19 protein-coding genes and 1 tRNA gene are annotated in these 26,309 nt (G+C 63.7%); 14 read left to right on the plus strand and 6 right to left on the minus strand.

The window, feature by feature from the left end; genetic code table 11:
- The first annotated feature begins 348 nt into the window (after positions 1-348).
- On the plus strand, positions 349-1,554 hold the full coding sequence (locus ACYVNQ_RS27565) for a hypothetical protein (protein ID WP_460907717.1): 1,206 nt from the start codon (positions 349-351) through the stop codon (positions 1,552-1,554).
- A 226-nt stretch (positions 1,555-1,780) separates the two neighbouring features.
- Here the strand turns inward: ACYVNQ_RS27565 and ACYVNQ_RS27570 are convergent, their stop codons facing one another.
- Positions 1,781-3,172, minus strand: coding sequence for a DHA2 family efflux MFS transporter permease subunit (locus ACYVNQ_RS27570; RefSeq protein ID WP_460906818.1), 1,392 nt, complete (start codon positions 3,170-3,172; stop codon positions 1,781-1,783).
- 326 nt (positions 3,173-3,498) lie between these two features.
- Between ACYVNQ_RS27570 and ACYVNQ_RS27575 the strand changes: the two genes are divergently transcribed.
- Positions 3,499-3,780, plus strand: coding sequence for a PepSY domain-containing protein (locus tag ACYVNQ_RS27575; RefSeq protein WP_460906820.1), 282 nt, complete (start codon positions 3,499-3,501; stop codon positions 3,778-3,780).
- 27 nt (positions 3,781-3,807) lie between these two features.
- Entirely contained in the window at positions 3,808-4,395 is a 588-nt protein-coding gene (locus tag ACYVNQ_RS27580; protein WP_460906822.1) for a cytochrome b/b6 domain-containing protein, read from the plus strand.
- Positions 4,396-4,571: 176 nt separating this feature from the next.
- On the opposite strand, the gene ACYVNQ_RS27585 is transcribed toward ACYVNQ_RS27580, so the two are convergent.
- Positions 4,572-4,835: a DUF4148 domain-containing protein gene (locus tag ACYVNQ_RS27585; RefSeq protein ID WP_460906824.1), complete on the minus strand. Its 264-nt coding sequence runs from the start codon at positions 4,833-4,835 to the stop codon at positions 4,572-4,574.
- A gap of 323 nt (positions 4,836-5,158) precedes the next feature.
- Between ACYVNQ_RS27585 and ACYVNQ_RS27590 the strand changes: the two genes are divergently transcribed.
- Positions 5,159-6,721 (plus strand): methyl-accepting chemotaxis protein, encoded by a 1,563-nt coding sequence (locus ACYVNQ_RS27590; RefSeq protein WP_460906826.1) that lies wholly within the window; start codon positions 5,159-5,161, stop codon positions 6,719-6,721.
- 105 nt (positions 6,722-6,826) lie between these two features.
- Here ACYVNQ_RS27590 and trxB read toward each other — a convergent pair whose 3' ends face one another.
- Positions 6,827-7,828: a thioredoxin-disulfide reductase gene (gene trxB / locus ACYVNQ_RS27595; RefSeq protein WP_460906828.1), complete on the minus strand. Its 1,002-nt coding sequence runs from the start codon at positions 7,826-7,828 to the stop codon at positions 6,827-6,829.
- Positions 7,829-8,215: 387 nt separating this feature from the next.
- Between trxB and ACYVNQ_RS27600 the strand changes: the two genes are divergently transcribed.
- Together ACYVNQ_RS27600 and lolA are read left to right on the plus strand one after the other, a co-directional pair.
- Positions 8,216-10,531, plus strand: coding sequence for a DNA translocase FtsK (locus ACYVNQ_RS27600; RefSeq protein ID WP_460906830.1), 2,316 nt, complete (start codon positions 8,216-8,218; stop codon positions 10,529-10,531).
- A 180-nt stretch (positions 10,532-10,711) separates the two neighbouring features.
- Positions 10,712-11,569, plus strand: a complete 858-nt coding sequence (lolA, locus tag ACYVNQ_RS27605) for an outer membrane lipoprotein chaperone LolA (RefSeq protein WP_460906832.1) — start codon at positions 10,712-10,714, stop codon at positions 11,567-11,569.
- Positions 11,570-11,608: 39 nt separating this feature from the next.
- On the opposite strand, the gene ACYVNQ_RS27610 is transcribed toward lolA, so the two are convergent.
- Positions 11,609-13,849: a hypothetical protein gene (locus tag ACYVNQ_RS27610; RefSeq protein WP_460906834.1), complete on the minus strand. Its 2,241-nt coding sequence runs from the start codon at positions 13,847-13,849 to the stop codon at positions 11,609-11,611.
- A gap of 377 nt (positions 13,850-14,226) precedes the next feature.
- Between ACYVNQ_RS27610 and ACYVNQ_RS27615 the strand changes: the two genes are divergently transcribed.
- The gene (locus tag ACYVNQ_RS27615; protein WP_460906836.1) at positions 14,227-15,369 is read left to right on the plus strand and encodes an acyltransferase family protein; all 1,143 of its coding nucleotides are present in this window, start codon (positions 14,227-14,229) and stop codon (positions 15,367-15,369) included.
- Between the two features lie 69 nt (positions 15,370-15,438).
- Here ACYVNQ_RS27615 and cytX read toward each other — a convergent pair whose 3' ends face one another.
- Entirely contained in the window at positions 15,439-16,758 is a 1,320-nt protein-coding gene (cytX, locus tag ACYVNQ_RS27620; RefSeq protein WP_460906838.1) for a putative hydroxymethylpyrimidine transporter CytX, read from the minus strand.
- 341 nt (positions 16,759-17,099) lie between these two features.
- Between cytX and ACYVNQ_RS27625 the strand changes: the two genes are divergently transcribed.
- The 3 genes from ACYVNQ_RS27625 to ACYVNQ_RS27635 all read left to right on the plus strand — a co-directional run bounded on the left by ACYVNQ_RS27625 (position 17,100) and on the right by ACYVNQ_RS27635 (position 20,113).
- Positions 17,100-18,413, plus strand: a complete 1,314-nt coding sequence (locus ACYVNQ_RS27625) for a replication-associated recombination protein A (RefSeq protein ID WP_460906840.1) — start codon at positions 17,100-17,102, stop codon at positions 18,411-18,413.
- 99 nt (positions 18,414-18,512) lie between these two features.
- Entirely contained in the window at positions 18,513-19,811 is a 1,299-nt protein-coding gene (serS, locus tag ACYVNQ_RS27630; RefSeq protein WP_460906843.1) for a serine--tRNA ligase, read from the plus strand.
- A 211-nt stretch (positions 19,812-20,022) separates the two neighbouring features.
- Positions 20,023-20,113 (plus strand) — tRNA-Ser (locus tag ACYVNQ_RS27635).
- A gap of 54 nt (positions 20,114-20,167) precedes the next feature.
- Here the strand turns inward: ACYVNQ_RS27635 and ACYVNQ_RS27640 are convergent.
- Entirely contained in the window at positions 20,168-20,950 is a 783-nt protein-coding gene (locus tag ACYVNQ_RS27640) for a hypothetical protein (RefSeq protein WP_460906845.1), read from the minus strand.
- Positions 20,951-21,221: 271 nt separating this feature from the next.
- Here ACYVNQ_RS27640 and ACYVNQ_RS27645 point away from each other — a divergent pair, with 271 nt between their 5' ends.
- Genes ACYVNQ_RS27645 through ACYVNQ_RS27660 form a run of 4 tightly spaced genes read left to right on the plus strand, consistent with a single transcriptional unit; the run spans position 21,222 to position 26,308 of the window.
- Positions 21,222-23,342, plus strand: coding sequence for a type VI secretion system Vgr family protein (locus tag ACYVNQ_RS27645; protein ID WP_460906847.1), 2,121 nt, complete (start codon positions 21,222-21,224; stop codon positions 23,340-23,342).
- Positions 23,343-23,353: 11 nt separating this feature from the next.
- Positions 23,354-24,730 carry a DUF2169 family type VI secretion system accessory protein gene (locus ACYVNQ_RS27650; RefSeq protein ID WP_460906849.1) on the plus strand — a complete coding sequence of 459 codons (1,377 nt, stop codon included), beginning with the start codon at positions 23,354-23,356 and terminating at the stop codon, positions 24,728-24,730.
- A gap of 2 nt (positions 24,731-24,732) precedes the next feature.
- Positions 24,733-25,089: a DUF4150 domain-containing protein gene (locus ACYVNQ_RS27655; RefSeq protein WP_460906851.1), complete on the plus strand. Its 357-nt coding sequence runs from the start codon at positions 24,733-24,735 to the stop codon at positions 25,087-25,089.
- Between the two features lie 4 nt (positions 25,090-25,093).
- Entirely contained in the window at positions 25,094-26,308 is a 1,215-nt protein-coding gene (locus ACYVNQ_RS27660) for a hypothetical protein (RefSeq protein WP_460906853.1), read from the plus strand.
- The last annotated feature ends 1 nt before the right edge of the window (position 26,309 follow it).

A 26,309-nucleotide genomic window follows, 5' to 3' on the forward strand; every position in this document is an offset into this window, starting at 1 on the left:
GTGCAGATGATCGGCGCCGCGAATTAGGCCTGAATGAGCGCTTTGCGCGCGATTTGCCCGCAAAGGGGTACGCCGCGCGCGCGCATGGCAACCGGGAGCGACCGGCTGATACCTACCGCACCGACCGCCATTGAATGTGGCCGCCTTCCTTTCCCGGCTGCAGCGCGCAACGCATCATCGGGTGTCCGACGTATGCGTGTGCGGGCGCCTGTGCGTTCGATAACGGTGCCGGCGTGCCCAGCCGGGCGATCATCGGCAGGACGCTCGAATGCGGGCGGGTGTCGTGCGAAGAACTCAACATACGTCGCAACGCAGCGAAGTCCGTTATCCATCGAACGAGAAAACATGATGCGAACTGTGCTGGCGATCGCCGCGCTGCTCGGCGCCCATGCGTGCTTATGCCCGCTGTCGGCGAGCGCTGCGGCAAAGGGCGCGAGCCGCTCGCGCACGATCGACCCGCGCGCCTATATGCACGGCATCGGCGCCGCGGCCGACGCACATGGCGACGCCAACGTGTTCTTCAGCAGTTCGGGTCTGCCGCCGCGCGGGCCGGGCCGCGACCGCAACTGGACCCACGACGTGTACGTCGCGCACTGGTCGCCGCAACAGGCCAATCTCGACAAGCCGCGGATTTTCATCAGCCGCGGCGAAGCGCAAGAGCCCGTATCGGTGGCTGAAAACGACAGCGGCCACGTGATGGTGAGTTTCGAAGACGGCTGGAATACGCCCGACGAAGTGAGCCAGCGCTACGGCGTCTATACGTCCGATCTGCAAGGCGTGCTGCCGTATCCGAACGACGTCAAATCGGGCGGCCATTCGGGGCACGTCGCGGCAGTGGGCACGCGCTTCGTGGTGTTCTATTCGGACGACTGGGTGGACGGTGGCGGCCAGGACAATCTCGGCACCGGCAACGGCGTGTACCTGAAAACCTACGATGCCGACGGCAAGCAACTGCAAGCAGTCGACGTCGCGCCGCGCGTGCGCGAATGGTGGCCGCTGATTGCCGGCTCGCCGACGCGCGCGCTGCTAGTCTGGCAGCAATACGTGAGCGGCACCTCCTATGCGCGGCTCAAGACAGCTGTCTTCAATCCGCAGGACGGGAGCCTGACCGAAGCGCGCGTGCTGGCGCAGCGGCTGCGTTACTACACGTACGCGGTCGCGTATGTGCCTGCACTCGAACGTTTTCTGGTAGTCGCAACCGGCGACGACGGCAAGGGCTTCGCGCAACTGCTCGATGCGAGCGGCGCGACCACCGCGACGCTTGCCTGCATGCCGGCCACGGTGCGCGAAGCCAGCATCACCGTGATCGGCGAGCGTGCCTTCACGCCGTCGCGCGACGGCCGGCTGCTCGCGTTGCAGCTCGGCGCGGCATCGCTGGAACTGGCGGGCACGCTGCCTTCGCCGATCAAATGGGGCGAGGTGGGCAGCATGGGGCTGGTCAGATCGCCGACCAGCCTGCACTGGGTCGCGTTGACCCAGCAGGGCCTGAAGGAAGCGGACTTCGACCTGTCCGCGCTGCGGCCTGTGTCTGCCGCGGACCGGTGCACACGGTAGGCCCGCGCGCGACCAGCGGATTGAGCGGCGCGCGGCCAGCGGCGTGCGACCAGCAGCGCGCGGCCAGCGGCGTGCGACCAGCAGCGTGCGACCAGCAGCGTGCGACCAGCGGCGTGCGACCAGCGGCGTGCGACCAGCGGCGTGCGACCAGCGGCGTGCGGCCAGCAGCGCGCGACCAGCGGCGCACGGCCAGCGGCGCACGGCCAGCCGCGACGCGGCGAACCGGCTACTGCACGGCGCGTGGCGCCGCCGGCACCGGCCGACCCGGATCGTCGTCGAGGCGCCGGAACACCAGCGCCGACAGCAACGTGATCAGCCCGACGCACGTAAAGCTGAGCCGGAACGCCAACCCCGCCGAATGCCACTCGTCGGTGAACAGGTTCACAAGCCCGCCGCCGATCGACACGCCCAACCCAATCGCCAGCATCTGCACCATCGAGAACAGGCTGTTGCCGCTGCCGGCATCCTCGATCGACAGGCCTTTGAGCGTGACGCTGTTCATCGCCGCGAACTGCATCGAGTTGGCGCCGCCGAAAATGCCCAGCACCGCGATTTCCACCCACAGCGGCGTGCCTTGCGAAAAGAGTGCGAACGCAACGATCGACGCGCCGACCACGATCGTGTTGACGAACAGGAAGGTCTCATAGCCGTAGCGGCGGATCAGCGGTGCGATCCAGCGTTTCGCGACGGTGCCGACCAGCGCGGCGGGCAACATCATCAAGCCCGAATGCAACGGCGTATAGCCGAGCTGCAGTTGCAGCAGCAGCGGCACCAGAAACGGCACCGCGCTTGCGCCGACCCGTGCGATCAGGTTGCCGATCAGCCCGACGCTAAAGTTCGGTTCGCGGAACAGGCCCAGCCGGAACAGCGGTTTGGGCGCGCGCCGCGCATACGGAATGTAGACCAGCGCGGCCGCGACCCCGAGCACGAACAAACCCACCGACCATGCGACGCGATGCGTATGCATCGGCACGTCGATCGCCAGCGAGCAGGCGACCATGCACAGCGACAGCAAACCGCAACCGATCAGGTCGAACGGCGGCGCGTCGCGCGATGCGGCGTCGGGCAGATAGCGGTTCACCGCCAGCAGACCCACCGCGCCGATCGGGATGTTGATCAGGAAGATCCAGTGCCATGTCAGCGCTTCGACGAACCAGCCGCCGAGCGTCGGGCCGAGGATCGGGCCGACCTGGCCCGCCACCGAAATCAGCGCGAGCGCCGATACGTAGGCCTCGCCAGTGACCGCGCGCAACACCGCGAGCCGTCCGATCGGCAGCAGCATCGAGCCGCCGACACCTTGCAGCACGCGCGCGAGGATCAGCTGGCCGCGCGTATGCGCGCCGGCGCAGCACAGCGAGCCGATCACGAACAGCAGGATCGCGGTGAAGTACACGCGCCGCGTGCCGAAGCGGTCGGCTAGCCAGCCGGAGGCCGGCGTGATGAGCGCCATCGTCAGCGTGTACGCGACGACGATCGGCTGCATCGCGAGCGGGGGAACGCCCAGGCTATGGGCAATCGAAGGCAAGGCGGTGTTGACGATCGTCGTATCCAGCGCTTGCATGAAGAAGCCGGTAGCGACGATCCACAACAACGCGGTGTGCGTGGAATCTTTGTTCATCTGACAGGGTGGCGCCAATCGACGGGGAGTCGTCAGCGCAGCGTTGGCTGACCGAAAGGCGCGCTGCTTGAAACCGGGGGAAAGGTAAGGCGGGGGCGACGCGACTTCGGCAAAAGTCCCGCCATGATAGTGGCAAATGGTCGGCGCGAAAACCGCTGGCTGTGTTTCGGGATCCGATGATTCGCCGTGCTGCGGGCCTTTCGCGGTTGGTCCGGCGCGCCCTCGGAAGATGTCAAAAGTTGCGAAGCGGTTCAGATGAAGTTGAGAGACGTTCTCGTTTGTGGCAGAGTTGCTTTCGTTTCCCCTACAACAAACGAGGTGTCGAGATGCTCAAGCTGACTACGCTGGTTGCCGCGGTTACTGCCGTTACGGCGATTGCTGTCCCCGGAGCCGCATTCGCAAAGGCGGACTGCACCGCGCATCCGAAGAGCGAATGGATGAAGGAGTCCGACGCGCGCGCGCAACTTGAAGGGCAGGGCTACAAGATCAAGAAATTCAAGGTCGACGGCAATTGCTACGAGATCTACGGCACCAACAAGGAGGGCAAGAAGGTCGAGATCTACTTCGATACGAAAACGCTCGACGTCGTGAAGTCCGAGGTCGACTGAAGCACACGGTCGAAGTTCGAACACACCATGTCCGCCCCGTCCACTGCGCGAATCAAGGTCTGGGACCTGTGGGTGCGGCTCACGCACTGGACGATCGCGGGCATCGTGGTGTGGAACCTGTTCGGCCCGACCGACCCGCTGCATCGCTGGCTCGGCTACGCGGCGGCGGCGCTTGCGGCGCTGCGCATCGTGTGGGGCTTCGTCGGCACGCGCTACGCGCGCTTCTCCGTGTGGTGGCCGTCGTGGCCTCATACAGCAGACTATCTGCGTTCGCTGGCGCGCGGCCAGCCGTTGCATCATGTGTCGCACAATCCGCTTGGTGCATTGATGGCGGTGCTGCTGTGGGGATTGATCTTCGCGCTGGCCGCGAGCGGCTGGTTGATGCGCACCGAGCGCTTCTGGGGCGAAGACTGGCCGCAAGCATTGCACACCGCGCTGTCGATTGCGCTCGAAGTGTGCGTGTGCATTCATATCGGCGCGGCTATCGTCATGAGCCTGTGGACGCGCGAGAATCTGATCGGCGCAATGTTCACGGGCAGGAAGAAGCGTGCAGATGGGCAAACAGGTGCGCCAGCCAGCGCATCCGTGGTGCGCACAACCCGCAAGGATCACTGATCGATTCCTGACGCGTCAGCTTCGTGCCGGCTGTGTTGTCTGCAACGCAACGCAACGCAACGCAACGCAACGCGAAGCTCATAGCGCAATACCATGCGCAATATGATGCACCGGCGCCGCAGGCAGCCGCGCGCATCGCGCTACGCATCCGCTGCCTGCAATCAAGACTACTTCGCTTATTGAGTCATGCCGCTTGCTGCAGGGTTGGCGTAAGCGCCCGTGCCGCCATTCGCTGCGGCGCCGGCTGCCTGGATGCGCGTTTGCAGCGCTTGCAGTTTCGTCGGGTAAGTCACTTTTTCGCCGGTATAACCAGCGGCCTGCAATTGCGCCAGTTCCGCATTGGCCTGCGCGCGCGTGACATGGCTCATCTGCGCGTGCGCGCCAAACGAAACGAAGGCTAGCGCGGACACGGATACAGCAGCTGCGAGACGGATCTTCATGTTCTGTTTCTCCAGTTCCAAACGTTAATACAGTTGTGAACACAACAGGCAAAGCTCACCCAGCCGGCTGATGGTGCTACAAGGCCCGATAGCGCGGCATTACTCACAACACCTCGAAATGGGATTGCTTCCGCGCGTAATGGGGCTCGCTCGCGAAAACTACGTGCATTTATGCAAACAAGCGTGCAAGTGCACAGTGCGATGCCGCGCGGCAACTTGCCGCGTCAACCTTCATATCTGCCGCGTACTGCCGTAAACCCGAACTGACCGCGTGCATCCGGTCACGCGCGAGCTTTCATTGCGCTTTCCCGTTCGAGGTACTCATGTTCCGAAATATCACCATTCGTATTCGCCTCGCTCTGGCGATGGGTTTTCTTGGTTTGCTGATGCTGGTCGGCGCGGCGCTCGGCGTGGCTGGTATCGCGTTGAGCAACGCCGATCAGAAAGAGCTCTATACGGACCAGCTGGCGTCGGCGATCGCGCTGGGTCAGGTGGATTTCTTCACCTCTCGCGGGCGGCTCGTGCTCGACCGCATCGCGGCGCAGCCGGACAGTCCCGACGCTGCGACCCTCGTCGCCCGCGCACGCGAGCAGTTCGGCATTGCCGACAAGGCGTGGCAGACCTATCGCGCGTTGCCGGCCGGCGACGAAGAACTGCGTGTGACGCAAGAGGTCGACGCGAAGCGTGCCGACGTGATGTCGGGACCGGTCGCGCAGGTCTATGCCGCGATCGACAAGCACGACACCGCGGGGCTCGGCGAGCTGATCGCGAAGAAAATGACCGCGCCGTTCAATGAAGTGACCGACCGCACCGCGCGCCTCGAGGCGATGCAGGCCGAGCAGGCGCGCGCGCTGTACGAGGCGGCGCAGAACCGCTTCCATCAGATTCTGGTGCTGGCCGCGGTAGGCCTCGTGGTGGGGCTCGGCATGGCGGCGTTCGCGTGGTACACGCTGCAGAAGTCGATTGCCGGACCGCTCGACGAAGCCTTGCGGCACTTCGACGCGATTGCGGACGGCGATCTGTCGCATCGCATCGACGTGCGCTCGCACGACGAGATGGGCCGCCTGATGGAAGGCCTGCGCACGATGCAGGGGCGCCTGACCACCACCATCACCTCGGTGCGCGACAGCGCGCAGTCGATCGCGACGGCCACCAAGCAGATTTCCGCCGGCAATATCGACCTGTCGCAGCGCACCGAGGAACAGGCCGCGTCGCTCGGCCAGGCTGCGTCGAGCATGACTGAGCTGACCTCGACGGTGCGGCAGAACACCGATAACGCGCGCCAGGCGACCAATCTCGCGCGCGAAGCCGCCAGCGTCGCGCAGACGGGCAACGACGTGATCTCGCAGGTGGTCACGACGATGGGCGAGATCAACGGCAGCTCGCAGCAGATTGCCGACATCATTGGCGTGATCGAAGGCATCGCGTTCCAGACCAATATCCTCGCGCTGAACGCGGCAGTCGAAGCCGCGCGAGCGGGTGAAGAAGGGCGCGGCTTTGCGGTGGTAGCGGGCGAAGTGCGTACGCTCGCGCAGCGCAGCGGCGCGGCGGCCAAGGAGATCAAGGCGCTGATCGTCCGCTCGGTGGAGCGCGTGGGCAACGGCACGGAACTGGTCGGTCGCGCAGGCCGAACCATGAGCGAGATCAACGAAGCAGTGCGGCGTGTCACCGAGATTACCGTCGAGATTTCGGCGGCGTCCGCCGAGCAGAGCGAAGGCATCGAGCAGGTTGCGCAATCGGTCACGCAGATGGATTCGGTCACGCAGCAGAACGCGGCGCTGGTCGAACAGGCGGCGGCTGCGGCTGCTTCGCTGCGCGAGCAGGCCGAACGCATGAACGGGGTGGTGAGCGTATTCCGGCTCGCCGGCCTGGACGGGCGCGCTTGAGCAGAACAGGGAACCAGCAAAAAGGCCGCTGCGCAAAACGCAGCGGCCTTGTCTGATGCAGCGTCGCAACCGGCTAGCCGCGCCGGCCGCGAACAACCGTTTCGATCAACGCTCGGCTTCCGCGCTCATCGCGTGTTCGCCGATCGATTCGTGGATGCTTTCGAGGTAGCGCTGTGCATCGAGCGCGGCCATACAGCCGGTGCCGGCACTGGTGATCGCCTGGCGATACACGTGATCCTGCACGTCGCCCGCGGCGAACACGCCCGGAATGCTGGTTGCCGTCGCGTTACCCGTCAAGCCGCTTTGCGTGACGATGTAGCCGTTCTTCATCTCCAGCTGGCCGGCGAAGATATCGGTGTTCGGCTTGTGGCCGATCGCGACGAACACGCCTTGCAGTTCGATGTCGGTGGTGGCGCCGGTTTGCGCATGCTTGATGCGCAGGCCGTTCACGCCGCTATCGTCGCCCTTCACTTCGTCGAGCGTGTGGTTCCATTTGATGTCGACCACGCCTTCCTTCTCTTTTTCGAGCAGGCGGTCGATCAGGATCGGCTCGGCGCGGAACTTGTCGCGGCGATGGATCACCGTCACTTTCTTCGCGATGCCGGCCAGATACAGCGCTTCTTCCACCGCGGTGTTGCCGCCGCCGACCACCGCCACGTGCTGCTGCTTGTAGAAGAAACCGTCGCAGGTGGCGCACGCCGACACGCCGCGGCCCATGAACTTCTCTTCGGACGGCAGACCCAGGTATTGCGCGGAAGCGCCGGTGGCGATGATCAGCGCGTCGCACGTGTATTCGCCGGAATCGCCGATCAGCCGGATCGGCTTTTCCTGCAGCTTCGCGGTGTGGATGTGATCGAAGATCATTTCGGTGTTGAAGCGTTCCGCATGCTTCTGGAAGCGCTCCATCAGCTCGGGCCCTTGCACGCCGAGCGGGTCGGCTGGCCAGTTTTCGACGTCGGTGGTGGTCATCAGTTGACCGCCTTGCGCGAGGCCCGTGACAAGCACCGGCGCCAGGTTGGCGCGCGCCGCATAGACGGCGGCCGTGTAGCCGGCAGGGCCGGAGCCGAGAATCAGAACCTTGGCGTGTTTGGTCGGGGTTGCTGGCATGATCGAATCCTTAAAAGCGTCTGGCCACTGACTGCGAGCCGTGGAGTACCCATGACGCACTAGGTGAGGTGATAGACCGGCATTATAAAGGGCAGGCTTAACCCCGGCGTCATCAAGGTTTGTGATCGGCCCGATAGGGCGGAACGCGCGGCGGCGGCTCTGCACGGACGGATTTACCGCTGCCCGCGCGGGCGACTGTTGCCCGTTACCGTCACTTACAGCCTCGCGTGCGACAGTACGTTTACAATAGCCCCGATCGAACGACCGGCGGCCGCCACGGCGCGCGGCGCTGCGCGATCCAGCGGCCCCGGCGGCACCCGGCGGGCCCGCCACCGCGCAGCAGGCGCACCGCGCATGCCGGCTGCCGGCCGCACACGCTAAGGATCAATGGCAAAAGCTACTTATTCCGCGAACGCGCAGGCATTGCCTCATCGCATGTCGCGCCTCTTCACCGAAATCCGCTGGATTCTGCAGGTCGCCGTCGGCGTCTTCCTGGTGATGGCCCTCGTCAGCTACAGCCGGCGCGATCCGAGCTGGACGCACTCGGCGCTGGTCGACCACATCTCGAACTGGGCCGGCCGCGTCGGCGCCTATACCTCCGATATCCTGCTGCTGCTGTTCGGCCTGTCCGCCTACTGGTGGGTCGTACTGCTGGCGCGGCGCATCTCCGCCAACTATCGCCGTATCACCCGCAACGAAGCGCTCGAAGAAGACGCGCCGCGCGATGCCACGTGGATCGCCGAGGCCGGCGCGTTCGTGCTGGTGCTGCTGTCGTGCGACGGCATCGAAGCATTGCGCATGTGGTCGCTGAAAGTGCAGTTGCCGCGCGCGCCGGGCGGCGTGGTCGGCGAGGCGGTCGCGCGCGGCGTGTCGCATGCGCTCGGTTTCACCGGCGGCACGCTCGCGCTGCTGCTGACGCTCGGCATCGGGCTGTCGCTGTATTTCCGTTTTTCGTGGCTGTCGGTGGCCGAGAAGCTCGGCGAATCGATCATCTCCGCGGTTACGTTCGCCAAGCTGCGCCGCGAGGCCGGGCGCGACCGCAAGCTCGGCGAGGTGGCGGCGGTCAAGCGCGAGGGCAAGGTCGAGCAGGGCCGCGTCAAGATCGAGGAGCACGAGCCGGTGATGATCGTGCCGCCGGTGGTCACGCCGGCCAAGTCGGAGCGCGTCGAGAAAGAACGCCAGGTACCGCTCTTCAAGGATCTGCCCGGCGATTCGACGCTGCCGGCGATCGCGCTGCTCGATGCGGCGCCCGCCACCCAGGAAACCATCTCCGCCGATACGCTCGAATTCACGTCGCGCCTGATCGAGAAGAAGCTGAAGGATTTCGGCGTCGAAGTCAGCGTGGTGGCCGCATATCCGGGGCCGGTGGTCACGCGCTACGAGATCGAGCCCGCCACCGGCGTGAAGGGCAGCCAGATCGTCGGTCTCGCGAAAGACCTCGCGCGGTCGCTGTCGCTGGTGTCGATTCGCGTGGTCGAGACGATTCCGGGCAAGAACTTCATGGCGCTCGAGCTGCCGAACCAGCGCCGCCAGACGGTGCGGCTGTCCGAAATTCTCGGCTCGGCCGTGTATGCGGACGGCGCGTCGCCGCTCACGATGGGCCTCGGCAAGGACATCGGCGGCAAGCCGGTGTGCGCCGATCTCGCCAAAATGCCGCACCTGCTGGTGGCGGGTACGACCGGCTCGGGCAAGTCGGTCGGCATCAACGCGATGATCCTGTCGCTGCTGTACAAGGCGAGCGCCGACCAGGTCCGGATGATCCTGATCGATCCGAAGATGCTCGAAATGAGCGTCTACGAGGGCATTCCGCATCTGCTGTGCCCTGTGGTGACGGATATGCGCCAGGCCGGCCATGCGCTGAACTGGACCGTCGCCGAGATGGAGCGCCGCTACAAGCTGATGAGCAAGCTCGGCGTGCGTAACCTCGCCGGCTTCAACAACAAGATCGACGAAGCGGCCAAGCGCGAAGAGAAACTCCCGAACCCGTTCAGCCTGACGCCGGACGAGCCGGAACCGCTGTCGCGGCTGCCGCATATCGTGGTCGTGATCGACGAGCTGGCCGACCTGATGATGGTGGTCGGCAAGAAGGTCGAAGAGCTGATCGCGCGCATCGCGCAGAAGGCGCGGGCGGCCGGCATCCACCTGATTCTCGCGACGCAGCGTCCATCGGTCGACGTGATCACCGGCCTGATCAAGGCCAACGTGCCGACCCGCATGGCGTTCCAGGTGTCGTCGAAGATCGACTCGCGCACGATTCTCGACCAGCAGGGCGCCGAGTCGCTGCTCGGCATGGGCGACATGCTGTATCTGCCGCCCGGCAGCGGGCTGCCGGTGCGCGTGCACGGCGCGTTCGTGTCCGACGAAGAAGTGCATCGTGTGGTCAACAAGCTCAAGGAGCAGGGCGAGCCGAATTACATCGAGGGCATTCTCGAAGGCGGCACCGCCGGCGACGGCGATGAAGGTTCGGCCGACGGTGCGGGAACCGGCGCGGGCGGCGGCGAGTCCGATCCGCTTTACGATCAGGCGGTCGAGATCGTCGTCAAGAACCGGCGCGCGTCGATTTCGCTGGTGCAGCGGCACTTGCGCATCGGCTATAACCGCGCGGCGCGGCTGCTCGAGCAGATGGAGCAGTCGGGGCTGGTGTCGGCGATGTCGTCCAACGGCAACCGCGAAATCCTGGTGCCGGCGCGCGAGGCCGATTGATTGACACATGCGGCGGCGCGGGCGGGCGACGGCGCGCCGTGCGTGTCGGGCTCAGGCTCGTGGCTCCGCGGCTTGCTGGCCGGTCGGGCCCAGGGCCAAGAGGCCGGCCCCCAAGCCCGCGAACAGCCCCGCCGCGCGTCTCTGATCCCGCTTTTGATCCAATTCCACGGGGAGCATCCTATGCAGCATTACGTCGACGGGCAGACAGCCCGCTTCGCCGATTCGAGCGGCTCTTCAGGCCACTTCGTAGTCCACCTCGCGGGCCGCTTTTCAGACCACCTCTCAGGCGGTCTCCCGGGCGGCCTCGCTAGCCGCCTCGCAAGCGGCTTTTCAGCCCGCTTCCCGAGCCGCTCCGGCGCCCTGTTGCGCACGCTGGCGCGTTGCGTTGCCAGCACGGCGGCCGGCGCGACGCTATTGCTGGCGTCATCGCAGGCGTTCGCCAGCGGCGCCGAGCAGTTGCGGCAGTTCGTCGCGCAAGTGCACGCCGCGCGCGGCGAGTTCGTGCAGACCGAAGTGCGCGCGCCGAGCAACGCGCAACCGGCGAGCGGCACGCTGTCGACCCAGGCCATGAAGGGCAACACCGTATCGAGCGGCACCTTCGAATTCGCGCGGCCCGGCAAGTTCATCTGGCAATACCAGAAGCCCTACGAGCAGCTGCTGCAGGCGGACGGCGACAAGCTGTACGTGTACGACAAGGACCTGAACCAGGTGACGGTGCGCAAGCTCGGCGGCGCGCTCGGCGCGAGCCCGGCGGCGATCCTGTTCGGCAGCAACGACCTCGAGCAGAATTTCACGCTGAAGGACGCGGGCGTGAAGGGCGGCATCGACTGGCTCGAACTGGTGCCCAAGGCGAAGGACACGCAGTTCCAGCGCGTCGGCATCGGCTTTCGCGACGGCAACCTCGAAGCGATGGAACTGCACGACGTATTCGGAAACGTGACGCTGCTGAAGTTCTCGAATATCCAGAAGAACCCGCCGCTGCCGGCCGATGCGTTCAAGTTCACGGTGCCGAAGGGCGCCGATGTGATCAACGGCTAACAAGCTAACGGCTAACGGGCGCGCGGCCGGCAGCACCGGTCAGCGCGCCGGCTTCCAGCGGTACATCGTCACCTTGCCGCGCGCGTCTTCCTCGACGAACACCAGATACTCGCCGTTGCTGCGCCGGTATGCGCTGACGCCATTCGATACATCGACGAACCCCGACGTGCGCCCTACTTCGGGCCCCGGCTTCAGCACGCCGATTTCCGCGCCGCTGTCCTTGTCGTACACGTGCACGTTGCCCACCGGCTCGACCGCGAACACGTACTGGCCTTCCACCGTCATGCCGATGATGGTCGAGCCCGGCTTCGATTTCGTTTGCCACGGCAGCGTGACCGTATAGCGCGCCACAGGCTTGCCGGTCGACCATCGGTCGTAGCGCACCAGCACACGCCCAGCCTCCTTCCAGTAAGCCTGATCGGGTCCCGCCTGCGGCGTGTAGCCAGTCACGTACAGCGAATCGGTGGCCGGTTCGTAGACCACGCGGCGCACGTCGTTGAACGGCTGCGGCACCGGCCACGCATCCATCTTTGCGTACGAGTAGAGCGGATTGCCGGCCGCATCCAGCCCGCCGAAACGCAGCCGGTACAGCCCCGTGCCGTTGCGCGCGCGCCAGAGGTCGCCGGCGCTGTCGACGTACCAGCCCCAGCCGCCCGCCAGCAATTTGCCGGTCGAGTTGACCTCGAATTCATTGCTGTCGAATGTGCCGTTGCCGTTCGCATCGCGCCAGATCCATTCGCCGCCGCCCGGCGCATTCGGCACCTGCGCGACCGCGCGTTCGTCGGTGGCGACGAAGCCGGACGGGATCGCGGTTTCGCCTTCGCGCGCCGGATCGAAGCGGTAGATCTTCAGGTGGTCCGCGTACATATCGGTGGTGAACAGAAACGTGTGGCCGGCGAGTTTGCGCGCGAACGGCAAGCCCGGCGGCCAGCGCTCTGCATAGAAAATCGGGTCGTCGGGATAGCGGAAGCGATTCGACAGGAAGCCCGCGTACGTCCATTCGTGTCCGGCTGGCTGCGAGAAGTCGAGCGTGAAGCGCTTGTTGCCGGTATAGACGCTGTCGGGCCGCGACGGGTCCATCCACGCGCCGTCGACGAACAGCAGACCTTGCACCTGCCAGCGCCGCTGGCCATCCGGCGCGTAGCTTTCGAGCGTCGCGCCGAACGTGAGGCCGGGGGCGTCGTAGCGCGGCCCGAGGCCGTTGCTCGCCACATAGATATTGCCGCGCGCATCGACGCCCACGCCGGTCAGCCCATTGAACCGCTGCGGCCCCGGCCGTCCGGCGACGCCTGAGTAAATGCCGCCGCGCTCGCCGAGCGTGCCGCACGCCCCGTAGCGCCCGGCGCTCTTGCTGAACATCAGCACCTGCTGGCGCGGCCCGTTATCGGCGATCAGCACGCGTCCTTGCAGGTCGACCGTGACGTCGGTGGCGACCGTATCGTCGGCTAGCGGCAGCGTATCGTCCAGACGCGTGCCGTCCACGCTGAAATGCGCGACGTGCGGCTGCGCGCTGCGCGTATCGGTGATCACCCATAACGTACCGTCGCGATCCAGCGCGAGGTGACCGGGCTCATGCACCGGCCAGCTCGACTTGCGCATCATCGATTGCGCGTCGTAAACCTCGATGCGGTCGTGCGCGCGGTTCGATGCGTAGAGCCGCGTATCGGTGGCCGCCAGACCGGTGACCTCCGCGCTCGTGCCGCCTGGCACTTCATTGACCATCAGAAAGCTCGCCGCAAGCCGCGCGCGCGGATCGGTGCGATTGACCGGCGGCTCGAACGGCGCGCTGCGCTTCGGGTCCGCGCGCTCGCGGCGCGAGATGCCGAACCATTTGCGTCCCGGCTGCGGCCAGATGCCTTGCCCGACGAGGCGGCCGCGCTCGTTGTCGACGGCCACTGCGAAGTACACATAGCGGCTGTTGATCGCGACCGCATTGCCGCCGCCGTTGCCCCAGCCATGCGTGCCGCCGGCGAAGCCGAGCACGTGGCCGTCCTTGTAGGCGCTGGCTTCCGCGCCGCTTTCGTCCCACGGCGCGTTGGTATAGACGGTACCGTCGGCGGCGACCGCAAGCGCGGTGATGTCGATCTGCGCCCACCTTCCGTCGCCGAAGCCGTAGGTGTTGCCGATCCATGAGGTGCGGGCGTCGAGGGTCGGCGCGGCAGAGGCGCCGCATGCGACGACACAGGCGAGCGCGCCGCTCGACAACGCGATAGCGAAGCGAAACCAGAGTTTCCATCCCGCTCGTTTCGCGGGCCGGCGGGGTGCGCGGAATGCTTTCATCGAGGGCAGCGGATTCACAGGTTGGCCGCCCACCATACGCGGTAAATAAGGTGTGACGAAAGCGGAAGTAATTCAAAAATATTCAAAACCATCCGGCGATTGGTATCGCCTGATTGCCGTATATCCGCCACATTTACCTGTGCCTGTCTTGTCCCCGATTAATTGTGCAAACGTGCGGCGGCCCGCAAAAAGCAGACCTGCAAGTCAGAAAGTCGCCGGACAAAAAGATAAAAAAACAAAAGTGTTAGAAAGTTATTCAGCGCTTCAAATAAAACCTCTGACCAATTAAATATAGCCTTACCGACTCCTGAGCCGGGGATTACTCCTGACCCCCTTTCGCCGGCTCGTCGCCGCGGGATATTCATCGGAAGGAAGAAATGACCTTGTCGAATCGTCAGCATTATCATCAGCTCGATGCGTTACGCGGCGTCGCGGCGCTGATGGTAGTCGTCAACCATTTTGTGCTGCTTGGGCCGCTGGCCTGGGTGCCGAAAACACCATTGCGGATATTCGCGCTCGGGCATGAGGCAGTTATTCTGTTTTTTGTATTGAGCGGTTTCGTTTTGACATTGCAGTTACGTTCGAACCGCGGTATCTCGTATCGGGATTACCTCGTTAAGCGTATTTGTCGGATTTATTTGCCGTATCTGGCGGTGCTGGTCGCGACTTTCTCGATTGTCGATGCCATGATTGTCCAGCCGGTCGGGTGGGCCGGTAATTGGTTCAATGCGGTGTGGAGCGGACCATTCACCGGCACTGAAATCGCCGATCACCTGCTGTTCATCGGACAGTTCAAGGCGAATCAGATGAATCCGGTGATCTGGTCGCTCGTCTACGAAATGCGCATCTCGCTGGTGATGCCGCTGGTCGTGCTGTGGACCGTCTGGGTACCCGCGGTGACCTGTCTCGGCGTCGCATTGTGCGCATCCGCGCTCGCGTTCGCGCTGGTGATGGTGGAAGGCGCCGGCGCCAGCAGTGCCAACTTCAGCAGCGACTGGGCGATGACGCTGCATTACCTCGCGATCTTCGTGGTCGGCTCGCTGCTCGCAGCGCATCGCGCGCGCTGGCGGCAATGGCTGATGCAGCCGGGCCGCGTGCGCATCGTGCTGGGGGTTTCGCTGGTGCTGTACTTCGTGTCGCGTTCGGTGATGTCGATCAACTCCGGCGCCGCTGGGCAGTTCTTTTTCGACTGGTGCATCGCGCTGGGTAGTGCGGGGTTGATTGCGTGCGCGCTGGTTTCGACGGAGTTTGCGCGGCTGCTGAAGCTGCGGCCCATCGCCTTTCTCGGCGAGATCTCCTACAGCCTGTATCTGACGCATGCTGTCGTGCTGTTGACCGTCGTGCATCTGATGCCGTCGGCCGACATGCGGTGGTACGCGATCGTGCTGGCGGCGGCACTGGTGATTCCGGTGGCGGCGTTGACGCACTACGTGATCGAGCGCCGCACCATCCTGCTTGGCCAGTTCCTGACCACGCGCCGCGCGGAAGCGGCATCGTCGGGTGCGAACCAGACGTCGTGAGAAAGCGATTGCGCCGCGCGTGGGTAATGAGACTTTACTGCCGACTTTACCGCCGGCTCTACTGCCGCATCACTGGGCGAACGCCTGCCTGCGACGCGACACCAGTGCGAGATAACACAACGCACCGATCGCAAGCGCGGGCAGCGTCGCGCCCAGGTTGGGCAGCCACTGGTTGATCGCCTGATACGACGCGATGCCGACCGCCCATGCGATAAACGCGCTCACGTGCCAGCCTGCCGAAAACCCATAGCGCCCCTGCGGATCGGCTAGCACCGCCACCTCGATGCGCCGTTTCCGGACAATGAAGTGATCGGCCAGCACCACGCCGAATAACGGCGCGAACACCGAACCGATCAGCAGCAGGAAGTTCTGATAGCGCGCCATCGGCACGACCAGCGCGATCAGCGTGCACAGTGCGCCGAACCCGGCGGACAACCACGGCACGCTCGCACGCGGCCAGAACGTGCCGGTCGACACGGCCGCCGAGTGCACGTCGGCGAAGGCATTGTCGATCTCGTCGATCAGTACCAGCAGCAGCGCGAGGCCGCCGCCGGCGCGCGCCAGCGCGGTGGTCAGCAGCGCATCGCCGCCGCCCGCCGCGAGGCCGTAGATCGCGCCGAGCGCGTAGAACCAGAGGTTGGCAATGCCATAGCCGAACAGCGTGCCGCGAAAGGTCTCGCCGGCGCGCCGGCCAAAACGCGTGTAATCGGCGATCAGCGGCAGCCAGGACAGCGGCATTGCGACCACCAGATCGAGTGCCACGCCCGACGAGATCTCGCCGGTGCCGGCCCGCCGCAGCAGCGCGCCGACGTCATGCTGCGCGAGCACGCTCCACGTCAGCCAGCCTGCGCCTGCCAGCAACAGCCAGATACCCCAGCTGCGCAAGAAGCGCCGCACGAACGACAGCGGGCCACTGATCGCGAGCAGCGTGGCGAGCACGCCGAACCCGACCGTCCACACGAGCGGCGCCGACAGGCCGAAGGCTTGCTGCGCGAGGGCATCGGCGGAATCGCGCATCACGATTATTTCGAATGCGCCCCAGCCGACCAGCTGAATTGCGTTCAGCACCGCCGGCACCGACGCGCCCCGCACGCCAAGTGTTGGCCGCAGCGACGACATCGCCGCCAGCCCGGTATCGGTGCCGATCACGCCGGCCAGCGCCAGCAGCACGACGCCGATGACGGTGCCGATGACGATCACCGTCAGCGCATGCGGCAGCGACAGGCCGGGCACCAGCAACGCGCCGGCTTGCGCGACCAAGAGGCCGATGCCGAGCGAGAACCACAGCGCGAACGCATCGCCGGTGCGAAAGGCGCGGCGCGCTTCGGGAACCGGGGTGAGCGGCGCGTAGGCGGAGCGGGAGCTGCCGGCGAGCGGGTCTTGAGCCATCGGGTGTCGTCCTCTGTGTCTGCGTCAGGTGTGTTGGAATAGGGCGTTGCGTTTCGCGCGCGCCGTATGCACCGCCTGTGTCGGTTCGACTGGCTGCCTTGGCTGTCATAATGGCAAACCGCAGTGGCAAACCGCATGACGAGCCGCGTGTGGCACAGCATGGCAACTGCCTGCCGAGCCACGCGGCGAATCACGTGCCGAACCACGCAGCCGATCGCGTGCTGTGGCACGGCCTGCTGCCGAAGTCCTGCAGTCCTTGCAGTCCCCTGTCGTCCCGCATGTGCAGCCGAAGCCGCGGCGTCGCATTGCGCCCGAAAGCCGAGATTATCCCCAAAAACGCCATGTTCGAAGAACCCCGTGCCAATATCCCGCTCGCCGAACGGCTGCGGCCCCGCACCATCGATGACGTGATCGGCCAGAAGCATCTGCTCGGGCCGAACAAGCCGCTGCGCGTCGCGTTCGAATCCGGCGAGGCGCATTCGATGATCCTGTGGGGGCCGCCGGGCGTCGGCAAGACCACGCTCGCGAGGCTGATGGCCGCTGCGTTCAACGCGGAGTTCATCGCGCTGTCGGCGGTGCTGTCGGGGGTCAAGGACATTCGCGAGGCGGTCGAGATCGCGCAGGTGCATCGCGCGCACGGCAGGCAGACGCTGGTGTTCGTCGACGAGGTGCATCGCTTCAACAAGAGCCAGCAGGATGCGTTCTTGCCGCACGTCGAATCGGGCTTGTTCGTGTTCGTCGGCGCGACCACCGAGAACCCGTCGTTCGAGGTGAATAGCGCACTGCTGTCGCGTGCGGCGGTGTACGTGCTGAAAAGCCTCGATGCAGACGAACAGCGCCTGTTGCTCGATCGCGCGCAACAGGAACTGGGCGGCCTCACCTTCACCGACGAAGCGCGCGACGCGCTGATCGGCTCGGCCGACGGCGACGGCCGCAAGCTGCTGAACAACCTCGAGATCGTCGCGCGCGCGGCCGCGCAGCAGAAGACCACCGAGATCGACGGCGCGTTGCTCGGCAGTGCGCTCGCCGAGAACCTGCGCCGCTTCGACAAGGGCGGCGACGCGTTCTACGACCAGATCAGCGCGCTGCACAAGTCGGTGCGCGGCAGCAATCCGGACGGCGCGCTGTACTGGTTCTGCCGGATGCTCGACGGTGGCGCCGACCCGCGCTATCTGGCGCGGCGCATCGTGCGCATGGCGTGGGAAGACATCGGCCTTGCCGACCCGCGCGCGGGGCGCATCGCGCTCGACGCGGCCGAGACGTACGAACGGCTCGGCACACCGGAAGGCGAGCTGGCGTTGGCGCAGGCGATCATCTACCTGGCGGTCGCGCCGAAGTCCAACGCGGGCTACATGGCGTACAACGCGGCGCGGGCGTTCGTCGGCAAGGACCAGTCGCGCGCGGTGCCGGTGCATCTGCGCAATGCGCCGACCAGGCTGATGAAGGAACTCGGCTATGGCCACGAGTACCGTTACGCGCACGACGAGCCGGACGCGTATGCGGCCGGCGAAACCTACCTGCCCGACACCATGCGCGAGCCGCACTGGTACCAGCCGACACCGCGCGGCCTGGAAGGCAAGATCGGCGAGAAGATGACGCGGTTAGCCGAACTCGATGCGCAGTGGCGTGCCGAGCACAAACCTAAGAAAAACTAGGCTAGACCTGGCCGGATGACATGAGACGCCGTTTATCGATGGGCGGCGCACCGCGGTGCGCTAAAATTGCGGCTTCATACAACGAACTTCCCCCTCGTCATGCTCGACACCCAGCTGCTGCGCAAAGACCTCGACGGCGTCGCGAAGCGCCTCGCCGACCGCGGCTATACCCTCGACGTCGCAGCGTTCTCTGCGCTCGAAGCGGAACGCCGCGCCATCCAGACGCGCACCGAAGAACTGCAGGCGCGCCGCAACAGCCTGTCGAAGCAGATCGGCGCGATGAAAGGGCGCGGCGAGGACGCATCGGCGCTGATGGCCGAAGTGGGCGGCATCGCCGACGAGACGAAGACGTCGGCAGAGCGGCTCGACGTCATTCAGAAACGTATCGAAGAACTGTCGCTCGGCGTGCCGAATTTGCCGCACGATAGCGTTCCTGCGGGCCGCGACGAAACGGCTAACGTCGAAGTGCGCCGCTGGGGCGCGCCGCGCCAGTTCGACTTCGACGTGAAAGACCACGTAGACGTCGGCACGCCGCTCGGCCTCGACTTCGAAACCGGCGCGAAGCTGTCGGGCGCGCGCTTCACGGTGCTGCGCGGGCAGATTGCGCGGCTGCACCGCGCGCTCGCGCAGTTCATGATCGACACGCACACGCAGCAGCACGGCTATACGGAAATCTACACGCCGTACATCGTGAACCCGGAGATCCTGTACGGCACTGGCCAGTTGCCGAAGTTTGCTGACGACATGTTCCGTGTCGAGAAGGGCGGCGGCGAGAACACGATCACGCAGTATCTGATCTCCACATCGGAGATCTCGCTGACCAACACGGTGCGCGACAGCATCGTCGAATTGAGCGCATTGCCGATTCGCCTGACCGCGCATTCGCCGTGCTTCCGTTCCGAGGCCGGTTCATACGGCCGCGACACGCGCGGGATGATTCGCCAGCATCAGTTCGACAAGGTCGAGATGGTGCAGATCGTCGCACCGGAAACCTCGTATGACGCGCTCGAGCAGATGGTCGGACATGCGGAAGCGATCCTGCAGAAGCTGGAACTGCCGTATCGGGTGATCACGCTGTGCACCGGCGATATGGGCTTCTCCGCAACGAAGACGTACGACCTCGAAGTGTGGCTACCGGCGCAGAACACGTATCGCGAAATTTCGAGCTGCTCGAACACCGAGGCCTTCCAGGCGCGCCGTATGGCAGCGCGCTTCCGCAACGCGCAGGGCAAGACGGAGCTGGTGCATACGCTGAACGGCTCGGGTCTCGCGGTAGGGCGCACGATGGTGGCGGTGCTGGAGAACTTCCAGAACGCCGATGGATCGGTGACGGTGCCGGCGGCGCTGCGGCCGTATCTGGGCGGCGTCGAGCGGCTCGAAGTGGCGGCGGCGAGCTGACAGGATGTGATGGCAGGTTAGTTTTCCGGCCCATCAATGGTTGTGCAAAAAGGGCTTGGAAAGCGTATTCAACTGTTCTATAATCTTCGCTTCGCCAAGCAGCGACCCGCTTGGCGAAGCGCTGAACGCAGTAAAGCTGTCACCTTGGAAGTCGTGGAAGCGGCTGTAAAAGCGCAGTTGTAAAGCGGCTAAGAAGTAAGCCACAAATTTAGGAAAGGTGGCAGAGTGGTCGAATGCGCCGGACTCGAAATCCGGTGTACGGTTATGCCGTACCGTGGGTTCGAATCCCACCCTTTCCGCCAGTTATACAAAACCCCTCGATTTCGTTAAGAGATCGAGGGGTTTTTCGTTTAGGGCTAACGGCGCTGCGCGCGAGTTGGCTTAGCTTCGCGTAGGCGAGGGTTCAGCCAGCGGGCGATCAGAATCTTGCGTCGCGCTTCCTGCAGGGCATCGACATTGTCGAAGCTAAAGTGCACGCCGCGTTGCCGTTCGGCTTTGCGAACCTCACGAATGCCCACGCCGTAGACCGCGAGGTATCGCATCACAAAAAATGGCGCGGCCATAAAGCCAACGACGACGATCAACAACAGCGCCTGCTTGCCGGTGGGGCCGAACACTGCGCCTGCCAGGCCGAGCGCCGCAACCCCTGATCCTCCGGCCATGCTTGCGATGCCGGACGATGATTTGCTCTTCGCGGGCTTGCCGGCAGCACGGACTCGCCGGACCTCGCCACTTCGAACCACCAGGCTGGTAAGCGTACTTCCGAAGTCTTTCCAGTTCTGCCGTGCCTCTACCCGGCAGCGAAGCAGATAGACGATTTCTAGCAGCACAAAATAAACCACTGTGACAACAATCAGCACGCGTCGCGACACCCATGCGTCAAGTGCAACCTGGATCATGATGGCAATGAACAGCCAGAAGTTAAGCATGAACATCCAGGCCGTGCCAAGTTGCCAGGTGGTGTATCGCGTCACAAAGAAGGCTGCAGATATTGCGTTGGCAAGCGCGACGATCACGACAAGAAGGAGCAGCCAGGCGATCTGAGGAAAACCGGCTGCTACGAAGCCGCACGTGACGGCCGTGGCGACGAATAGAACAATTGGCGAGCGAATGAGCGCCTGCTCGACAGGCTGTTGCATATGTTCCTTATCAGCCCACGGCATGCATGAAATTCGTTTGAGCCATTTTTACATCGTTCGGGTAAGGCCACGTTAAAGCGGACAAAAATTACCGAATATGCATTTCACATTGCTGTAATGGGTAAACCTTTTAAATCGCATTCTGATAACTGTTCGAAGCGCCAACAAGTCCGACTATAATCGCTGGGCAAATTTTAACCGCTAAAGCTGAAGCTTGAAAAATCATGATTTCGCGCCCGTATTGTAAAGGTGCGTGTGCCAGGGGGATGTCATGGAGATGTCTGATTTCACTCAGATCCTAAGCTTGCAGAATCACCGGCTGTTCTCGGTGAAGACGCCGTTGTCGGGCCGCTCGCAGGTGCTGGTCAACGACTTTGGTTATTACGAAGAGCTGTCGAAGGTCTATACGATCGAAGTGGGGCTTGCGTCACAAGACGCGACGATCGAACTGAAAGATCTGATTGCGAAGGATGTCTCGGTAGAATTGACGCTTGCCGATGGCACCTCGCGATATTTTCACGGTTATGTCACGCGCTTCATTCACCTCGGAACCGATGGTGGATTGGCTACGTATTCGGCGACATTGCGCCCATGGCTATGGATGCTTGGCCGTCGCTACGACATCCGGATATTCCAGGAGAAGACCTCCCAGGACATCCTGCGTCAGGTGTTCTCGCAATACGGCGCAATGGCGAAATACGAATTCCGTCTGCGCCAGGCTTTAAAGCCGTATAGCTATTGCACGCAATACCGCGAGTCGGATCTGAACTTCGCGATGCGACTGCTCGAGCAGGATGGCCTGTTCTTCTATTTCGAACACACGCAGCAAGGCCACACGCTGATCATCACCGACGACTCGACGACGGCCAAACCAATCGACGGTCAATCGCAGCTGAACTTCGCGACCGGCGAGATGTTCGATGAAGAGAACGTCGTCACGCAGTTTCGCGCAGACCGCAAGCTGGAGTCTGGGCGCGTCAGTCTGAAAACGGCCGACTACAAGTCGCCGGGCGCGCGGCGCTATGTGTCCGGCGAGACGTCGACGGACCAGGGCGATGCGCAGAAATACGAGATCTACGATTACCTCGGCGCGCACGGTTTCGATTCGACCAACCGTGGCGAGGAACTCGCGCGCTTCCGGCTGGAAGCGCTGGAAGCCGAAGGCAAGTCGTTTATCGGCACCAGCAACTGCCGCACGCTGAGCGCTGGCCGTACCTTCACGCTGAGCGGGCATTACGACCACGACAATGGCCAGGCTTCGGACCGGGAGTTTCTGGTGCTGTCGGTGAGTCATCACGGCGCGAATAACTATCAGAGCTCCGAGGGCGCGGCGACGTATTCGAACAGCTTCGTGTGCATCCGCAAGAAGATTCCGTTCCGGCCTGCGCTGACGACCGTCAAGCCGATTATCGCGGGGCCGCAGACGGCGGTGGTGGTCGGTCCCAAGGGCGAGGAGATTTACACGGATTCGCTTGGCCGGGTGAAAGTGCAGTTCCATTGGGACCGGCTCGGGCAACGCGATGCCAGCAGTTCGTGCTGGGTGCGCGTGGGGCAACCGTGGGCGGGGCGCGGCTTTGGGATGGTGCAGATTCCGCGCATCGGCGACGAGGTGGTGGTGACGTTTCTGGATGGCAGCCCGGACAGGCCGCTGATTACGTCGCGTGTTTATAACGCCGAGAACATGCCGCCGTGGGGGCTGCCGGGCAATGCGACGCAGAGCGGGATTCTGACGCGCTCGAGCAAAGGGGCGAGCGCGGATAACGCGAATGCGATCCGCTTTGAGGACAAGAAGGGCGCGGAGGAGGTCTGGATTCACGCGGAGAAGGATCAGCGCATCGAGGTGGAGAACGATGAGTCGCATACGGTGGGCAATGACCGGACGAAGACCATCGATCGCGACGAGACCACACAGGTGCACCGCAACCGCACCGAGACCGTGGACGGCAACGAGACCATCACGGTTCACCAGAACCGCACCGAGCGGGTCGATCTGAACGAAACCATTTCGATCGGCGCGAACCGCAGCGAAACGGTCGGCGGCAACGAGACCGTGATGATTGACGGCGCCAAAGCCGAGACGGTTCTTCTTGCCGCAGCGGAAACGATTGGGCTTGCGAAAGCATTGACCGTCGGCGGCGCTTATCAGGTCACCGTGGTCGGCGGGATGAATACCAGCGTCGGGCTCGCGCAAGGGGAAGAGGTCGGGCTCAGCAAGCAGACGATGGTCGGCAAGACGTATGTGATCGAGGCCGGCGACCGCTTCGAAGTGCGCGTCGGCAAATCCACGCTTGTGATGACGTCGGATGGCACCGTCACGATCAACGGCAGCACATTCGCGTTCTCGGCGAGCGGGCCGGTGCAGATCAGCGGCAAAGACGTCGACATCAACTAAACGGCCCGCGCATGGAATTCCGCAATCTCACGCCGTTCGACGCGTTGTGCTTCAGCGCGCTCGACGTCGAGGACCGCGAGCATCGCGTCATCGCGATGAAGGTCGGGTATCGCCTCGTGCGCCGCGAGGGTTCGAACTTCGAAGCGGTGGCTATCGACGACGAACCGGTGCCGCTGTGTATGGCCGATGAATATGTCGGCGAAGTGGGCGAATCCAGCGTGCGGGAGGAGAGCGATCTTGCGCCGTATAAGCCGCGTTGCGATGTGCTGTTGCGCGGCTTGGCTCACGCGCCAGGCGGTGTGGCTGCGCCGCACTGGGCGGTACGCATCCGCGTGAGCGAGCCGGTGCCTGAGGTTGAGGTGCCGGTTGACGGGCCGCATCCGTTAGCGCTGGGCATGGCGCTTAACGAGCGGCAACGCGAGGAACTGGCGGCTGCGCGAGCCGATGCGCAACGTCGACGCTCCGAAGCGTCCCGCTTTCGACCGCTGTTCGACAAGACACTGCGCGTGACCGGCCCACGCCATTTTCAGCGGGACTTCCTGACGTTGTGGCGGGGATGGCGGCTGACGAAGCCCGAGGCGGCCGCGACCGTGACGATGAACTGGGAGCATGCGTTCGGCGGCCGCAGTGTGGTTCCGAATCCCGAACACAAACGTGATGCGGACCAGCCTGAGCATCTGCTGAACGAAGTCTGTTTCAGCAATCCGCTTGGACGCGGCTGGGTTGACCAGCGTTATTTCAGGCGGCTTGGCAAAGCCGGGCAGGCGCAGCCAACGAGTTTGCCTGCACCGCAGATCGAACCGGTGGATGCACCTGTGCAGAGGCTGGTGTTCTGCAAGCATCCGAAGGGCAATCCGAATGCGGTGCAAATGGCTGAAATCGCGCGCAACTATGGCGCGGCTCCTGCGGGCTTCGGTGTTGTCGGGCGTGCCTGGGCGCCTCGGCTCGCGCAGGCAGGGAACTACGACGATGCGTGGTTGAAGAACCGTTGGCCGTATCTGCCGAAGGACTTCGACTTCGGCTACTGGAGCGCTGCGCCGGCGGATCAGCAGGTTGCTTATCTGTCGCCTGAGGCGCGTATCGAGTTGTGGAATCTGGTTGAGCCGGGCGCGACTACCAATGGTTACGTGTCCGTCGCGTTGCCGGGGCACAGGCCTTTTGTGCTGATGCGGTTCGACAACGGCTACATGCTGCCGTTCCGGATGGTGCTGGATACGGTGGTGTTCGATACGGAGCAGATGGTGCTTGCGTGTACTTACCGGATTCGTGTTCCTGCGGATGCGCCGGTGCGCGTGGTGGAGGCGCGCTATGAGGCCGATGCCAATGCTCCGCTCGTCGCTCCTCCATCTGAAGAACCTGCGGCTGTGACTGGCGAGGAGACTGTGTAGCGATGGCGCAGAACTATATAGCCCGTCAGCAGGACGGCTGGAAGGTCGTGAGCATCGTGCCCGACGTGTGCAAAACGCCGATGGGCAGCGCGACGCCGCCCGTGCCTTACCCGGTGACTGCAGACCTGTCCGAAGCGGTACAGGTGGCGAGCACCGTGCGGTCCAACGGTCACCCCGTGGTGGTGTTCGACATGAGCAAGGTGCCGACAACCAAGGGCGATGAGGCTGGCAAGGCAATGGGCGTGAAGAGCAATACCGACAAGGGAAACTGCTATCCGCAATCGCACAGCTCGACGGTACGTGCCGAAGGCAAGCTCGTTATCCGTCACGACGACCTGTTCTGGATGAACGGGCCTTAACGACATGGCACAAGACCCGTTAAATATCACGATAACCAAGGGGTTCCGCAAGCTGCCGGACGGAAATACCTTGGGCTTCTGGCCCGAATCCGACGGCGTGGTCATGCAGGAGTGGGCGGGGCAGGACGGCAAAGGCGATTTGTTGTCGCAGCAGACGCTCGACTACGACCAGTATGGGCAATACCGGTTGCAAAAACCTGATCTGCATTTGCCCGATTTGTCGCCGCCGAAGAGTGGGAATACGGTTGGCAAGGTGGTGGGGAAGTCTTCGATTACCTTGCCTACGATCACGGTGACGGCGAATGCGCCGGTCAAGCCGGAGACCGCTGCTGAAGGCGGATTTTGGGGCGCTGTCGGCGGATGGGTGCATGGCGGGCTTGATGCGGCCGGATTGATTCCAGGGCTCGGCGCGGTGCCGGATTTGCTCAATGCGGGCATTTATGCGGTCGAAGGCGACTATGTGAATGCCGGGATATCCGCGGTCGCTGCGATTCCGGTGGTGGGCGATGCGGCTCTTGCTGGCAAATATGCGGTCAAGGGCGGAGAATTGGTCGCCAAGGAAGGGGAGCGGCTGGCGGCTAAAGAATCGGCAAAGGTGGCTGAGCAGGTAGCGAAAGAGGCGGAGGAGAAGGCTGCGAAAGAGGCTACTGAAAAGGCGGAGAAGGAAGCGGCCGAAAATGCCGAGAAGGACGCAGCGAAAGAGGGTGAGGACGGGGCGAAGTCCGAGGGGAAAGACGAGCTGAAGTGCGGGGACTCGGGGAAGTACGGGGATTTGCTGAAGCAGAGCGGTGGGAACAAGTTTGACCGTGATCATGTGCCGTCGAAGGCGGCGTTGAACAAGATTGGGCGGCAAATCCTTGCCGACGAAGGGCTCGATTTAACAAAGGAAGAACTGCTCCGACTATTCGGCGACAAGAATACGCTAGGTTTAATTGCCAACGAAGGCAAAGCTATTGCGATCGACAAGGCGGATCATCAACAGGAAAGCCGTACCTACGGAAGAAGAAACAATCCGGAGCAGATCGCGGAAGACGCGAAAGACGCTCAAGCCGCTGCCAGAAAGGATACGAAGAAACTTCTGGACGACGCGTCGCGATGGGGCGAAAGATGTAAGGAGAAGTATGAGAAGTGGGCTGCAGAGATTGTCGAAAGGACGCATGCAGATTACGTGCGAGATATTGGCAAATTGATTGAAAAAGTAATTTCTGAGAGAAAGTGAA

Source organism: Paraburkholderia jirisanensis (genome assembly GCF_054782355.1).

Bases quoted from the DNA above. Each gene is read 5' to 3' on its own strand.
- ACYVNQ_RS27575 (WP_460906820.1), top strand. From the start codon at position 3,499: ATGCTCAAGCTGACTACGCTGGTTGCCGCGGTTACTGCCGTTACGGCG.
- ACYVNQ_RS27625 (WP_460906840.1), top strand. From the start codon at position 17,100: ATGTTCGAAGAACCCCGTGCCAATATCCCGCTCGCCGAACGGCTGCGG.
- serS (WP_460906843.1), top strand. From the start codon at position 18,513: ATGCTCGACACCCAGCTGCTGCGCAAAGACCTCGACGGCGTCGCGAAG.
- ACYVNQ_RS27660 (WP_460906853.1), top strand. From the start codon at position 25,094: ATGGCACAAGACCCGTTAAATATCACGATAACCAAGGGGTTCCGCAAG.
- ACYVNQ_RS27645 (WP_460906847.1), top strand. From the start codon at position 21,222: ATGGAGATGTCTGATTTCACTCAGATCCTAAGCTTGCAGAATCACCGG.
- ACYVNQ_RS27580 (WP_460906822.1), top strand. From the start codon at position 3,808: ATGTCCGCCCCGTCCACTGCGCGAATCAAGGTCTGGGACCTGTGGGTG.
- ACYVNQ_RS27570 (WP_460906818.1), bottom strand. From the start codon at position 3,172: ATGAACAAAGATTCCACGCACACCGCGTTGTTGTGGATCGTCGCTACC.
- ACYVNQ_RS27600 (WP_460906830.1), top strand. From the start codon at position 8,216: ATGGCAAAAGCTACTTATTCCGCGAACGCGCAGGCATTGCCTCATCGC.
- cytX (WP_460906838.1), bottom strand. From the start codon at position 16,758: ATGGCTCAAGACCCGCTCGCCGGCAGCTCCCGCTCCGCCTACGCGCCG.
- ACYVNQ_RS27650 (WP_460906849.1), top strand. From the start codon at position 23,354: ATGGAATTCCGCAATCTCACGCCGTTCGACGCGTTGTGCTTCAGCGCG.
- ACYVNQ_RS27590 (WP_460906826.1), top strand. From the start codon at position 5,159: ATGTTCCGAAATATCACCATTCGTATTCGCCTCGCTCTGGCGATGGGT.
- lolA (WP_460906832.1), top strand. From the start codon at position 10,712: ATGCAGCATTACGTCGACGGGCAGACAGCCCGCTTCGCCGATTCGAGC.
- ACYVNQ_RS27585 (WP_460906824.1), bottom strand. From the start codon at position 4,835: ATGAAGATCCGTCTCGCAGCTGCTGTATCCGTGTCCGCGCTAGCCTTC.
- ACYVNQ_RS27640 (WP_460906845.1), bottom strand. From the start codon at position 20,950: ATGCAACAGCCTGTCGAGCAGGCGCTCATTCGCTCGCCAATTGTTCTA.
- trxB (WP_460906828.1), bottom strand. From the start codon at position 7,828: ATGCCAGCAACCCCGACCAAACACGCCAAGGTTCTGATTCTCGGCTCC.
- ACYVNQ_RS27655 (WP_460906851.1), top strand. From the start codon at position 24,733: ATGGCGCAGAACTATATAGCCCGTCAGCAGGACGGCTGGAAGGTCGTG.
- ACYVNQ_RS27615 (WP_460906836.1), top strand. From the start codon at position 14,227: ATGACCTTGTCGAATCGTCAGCATTATCATCAGCTCGATGCGTTACGC.
- ACYVNQ_RS27610 (WP_460906834.1), bottom strand. From the start codon at position 13,849: ATGAAAGCATTCCGCGCACCCCGCCGGCCCGCGAAACGAGCGGGATGG.
- ACYVNQ_RS27565 (WP_460907717.1), top strand. From the start codon at position 349: ATGCGAACTGTGCTGGCGATCGCCGCGCTGCTCGGCGCCCATGCGTGC.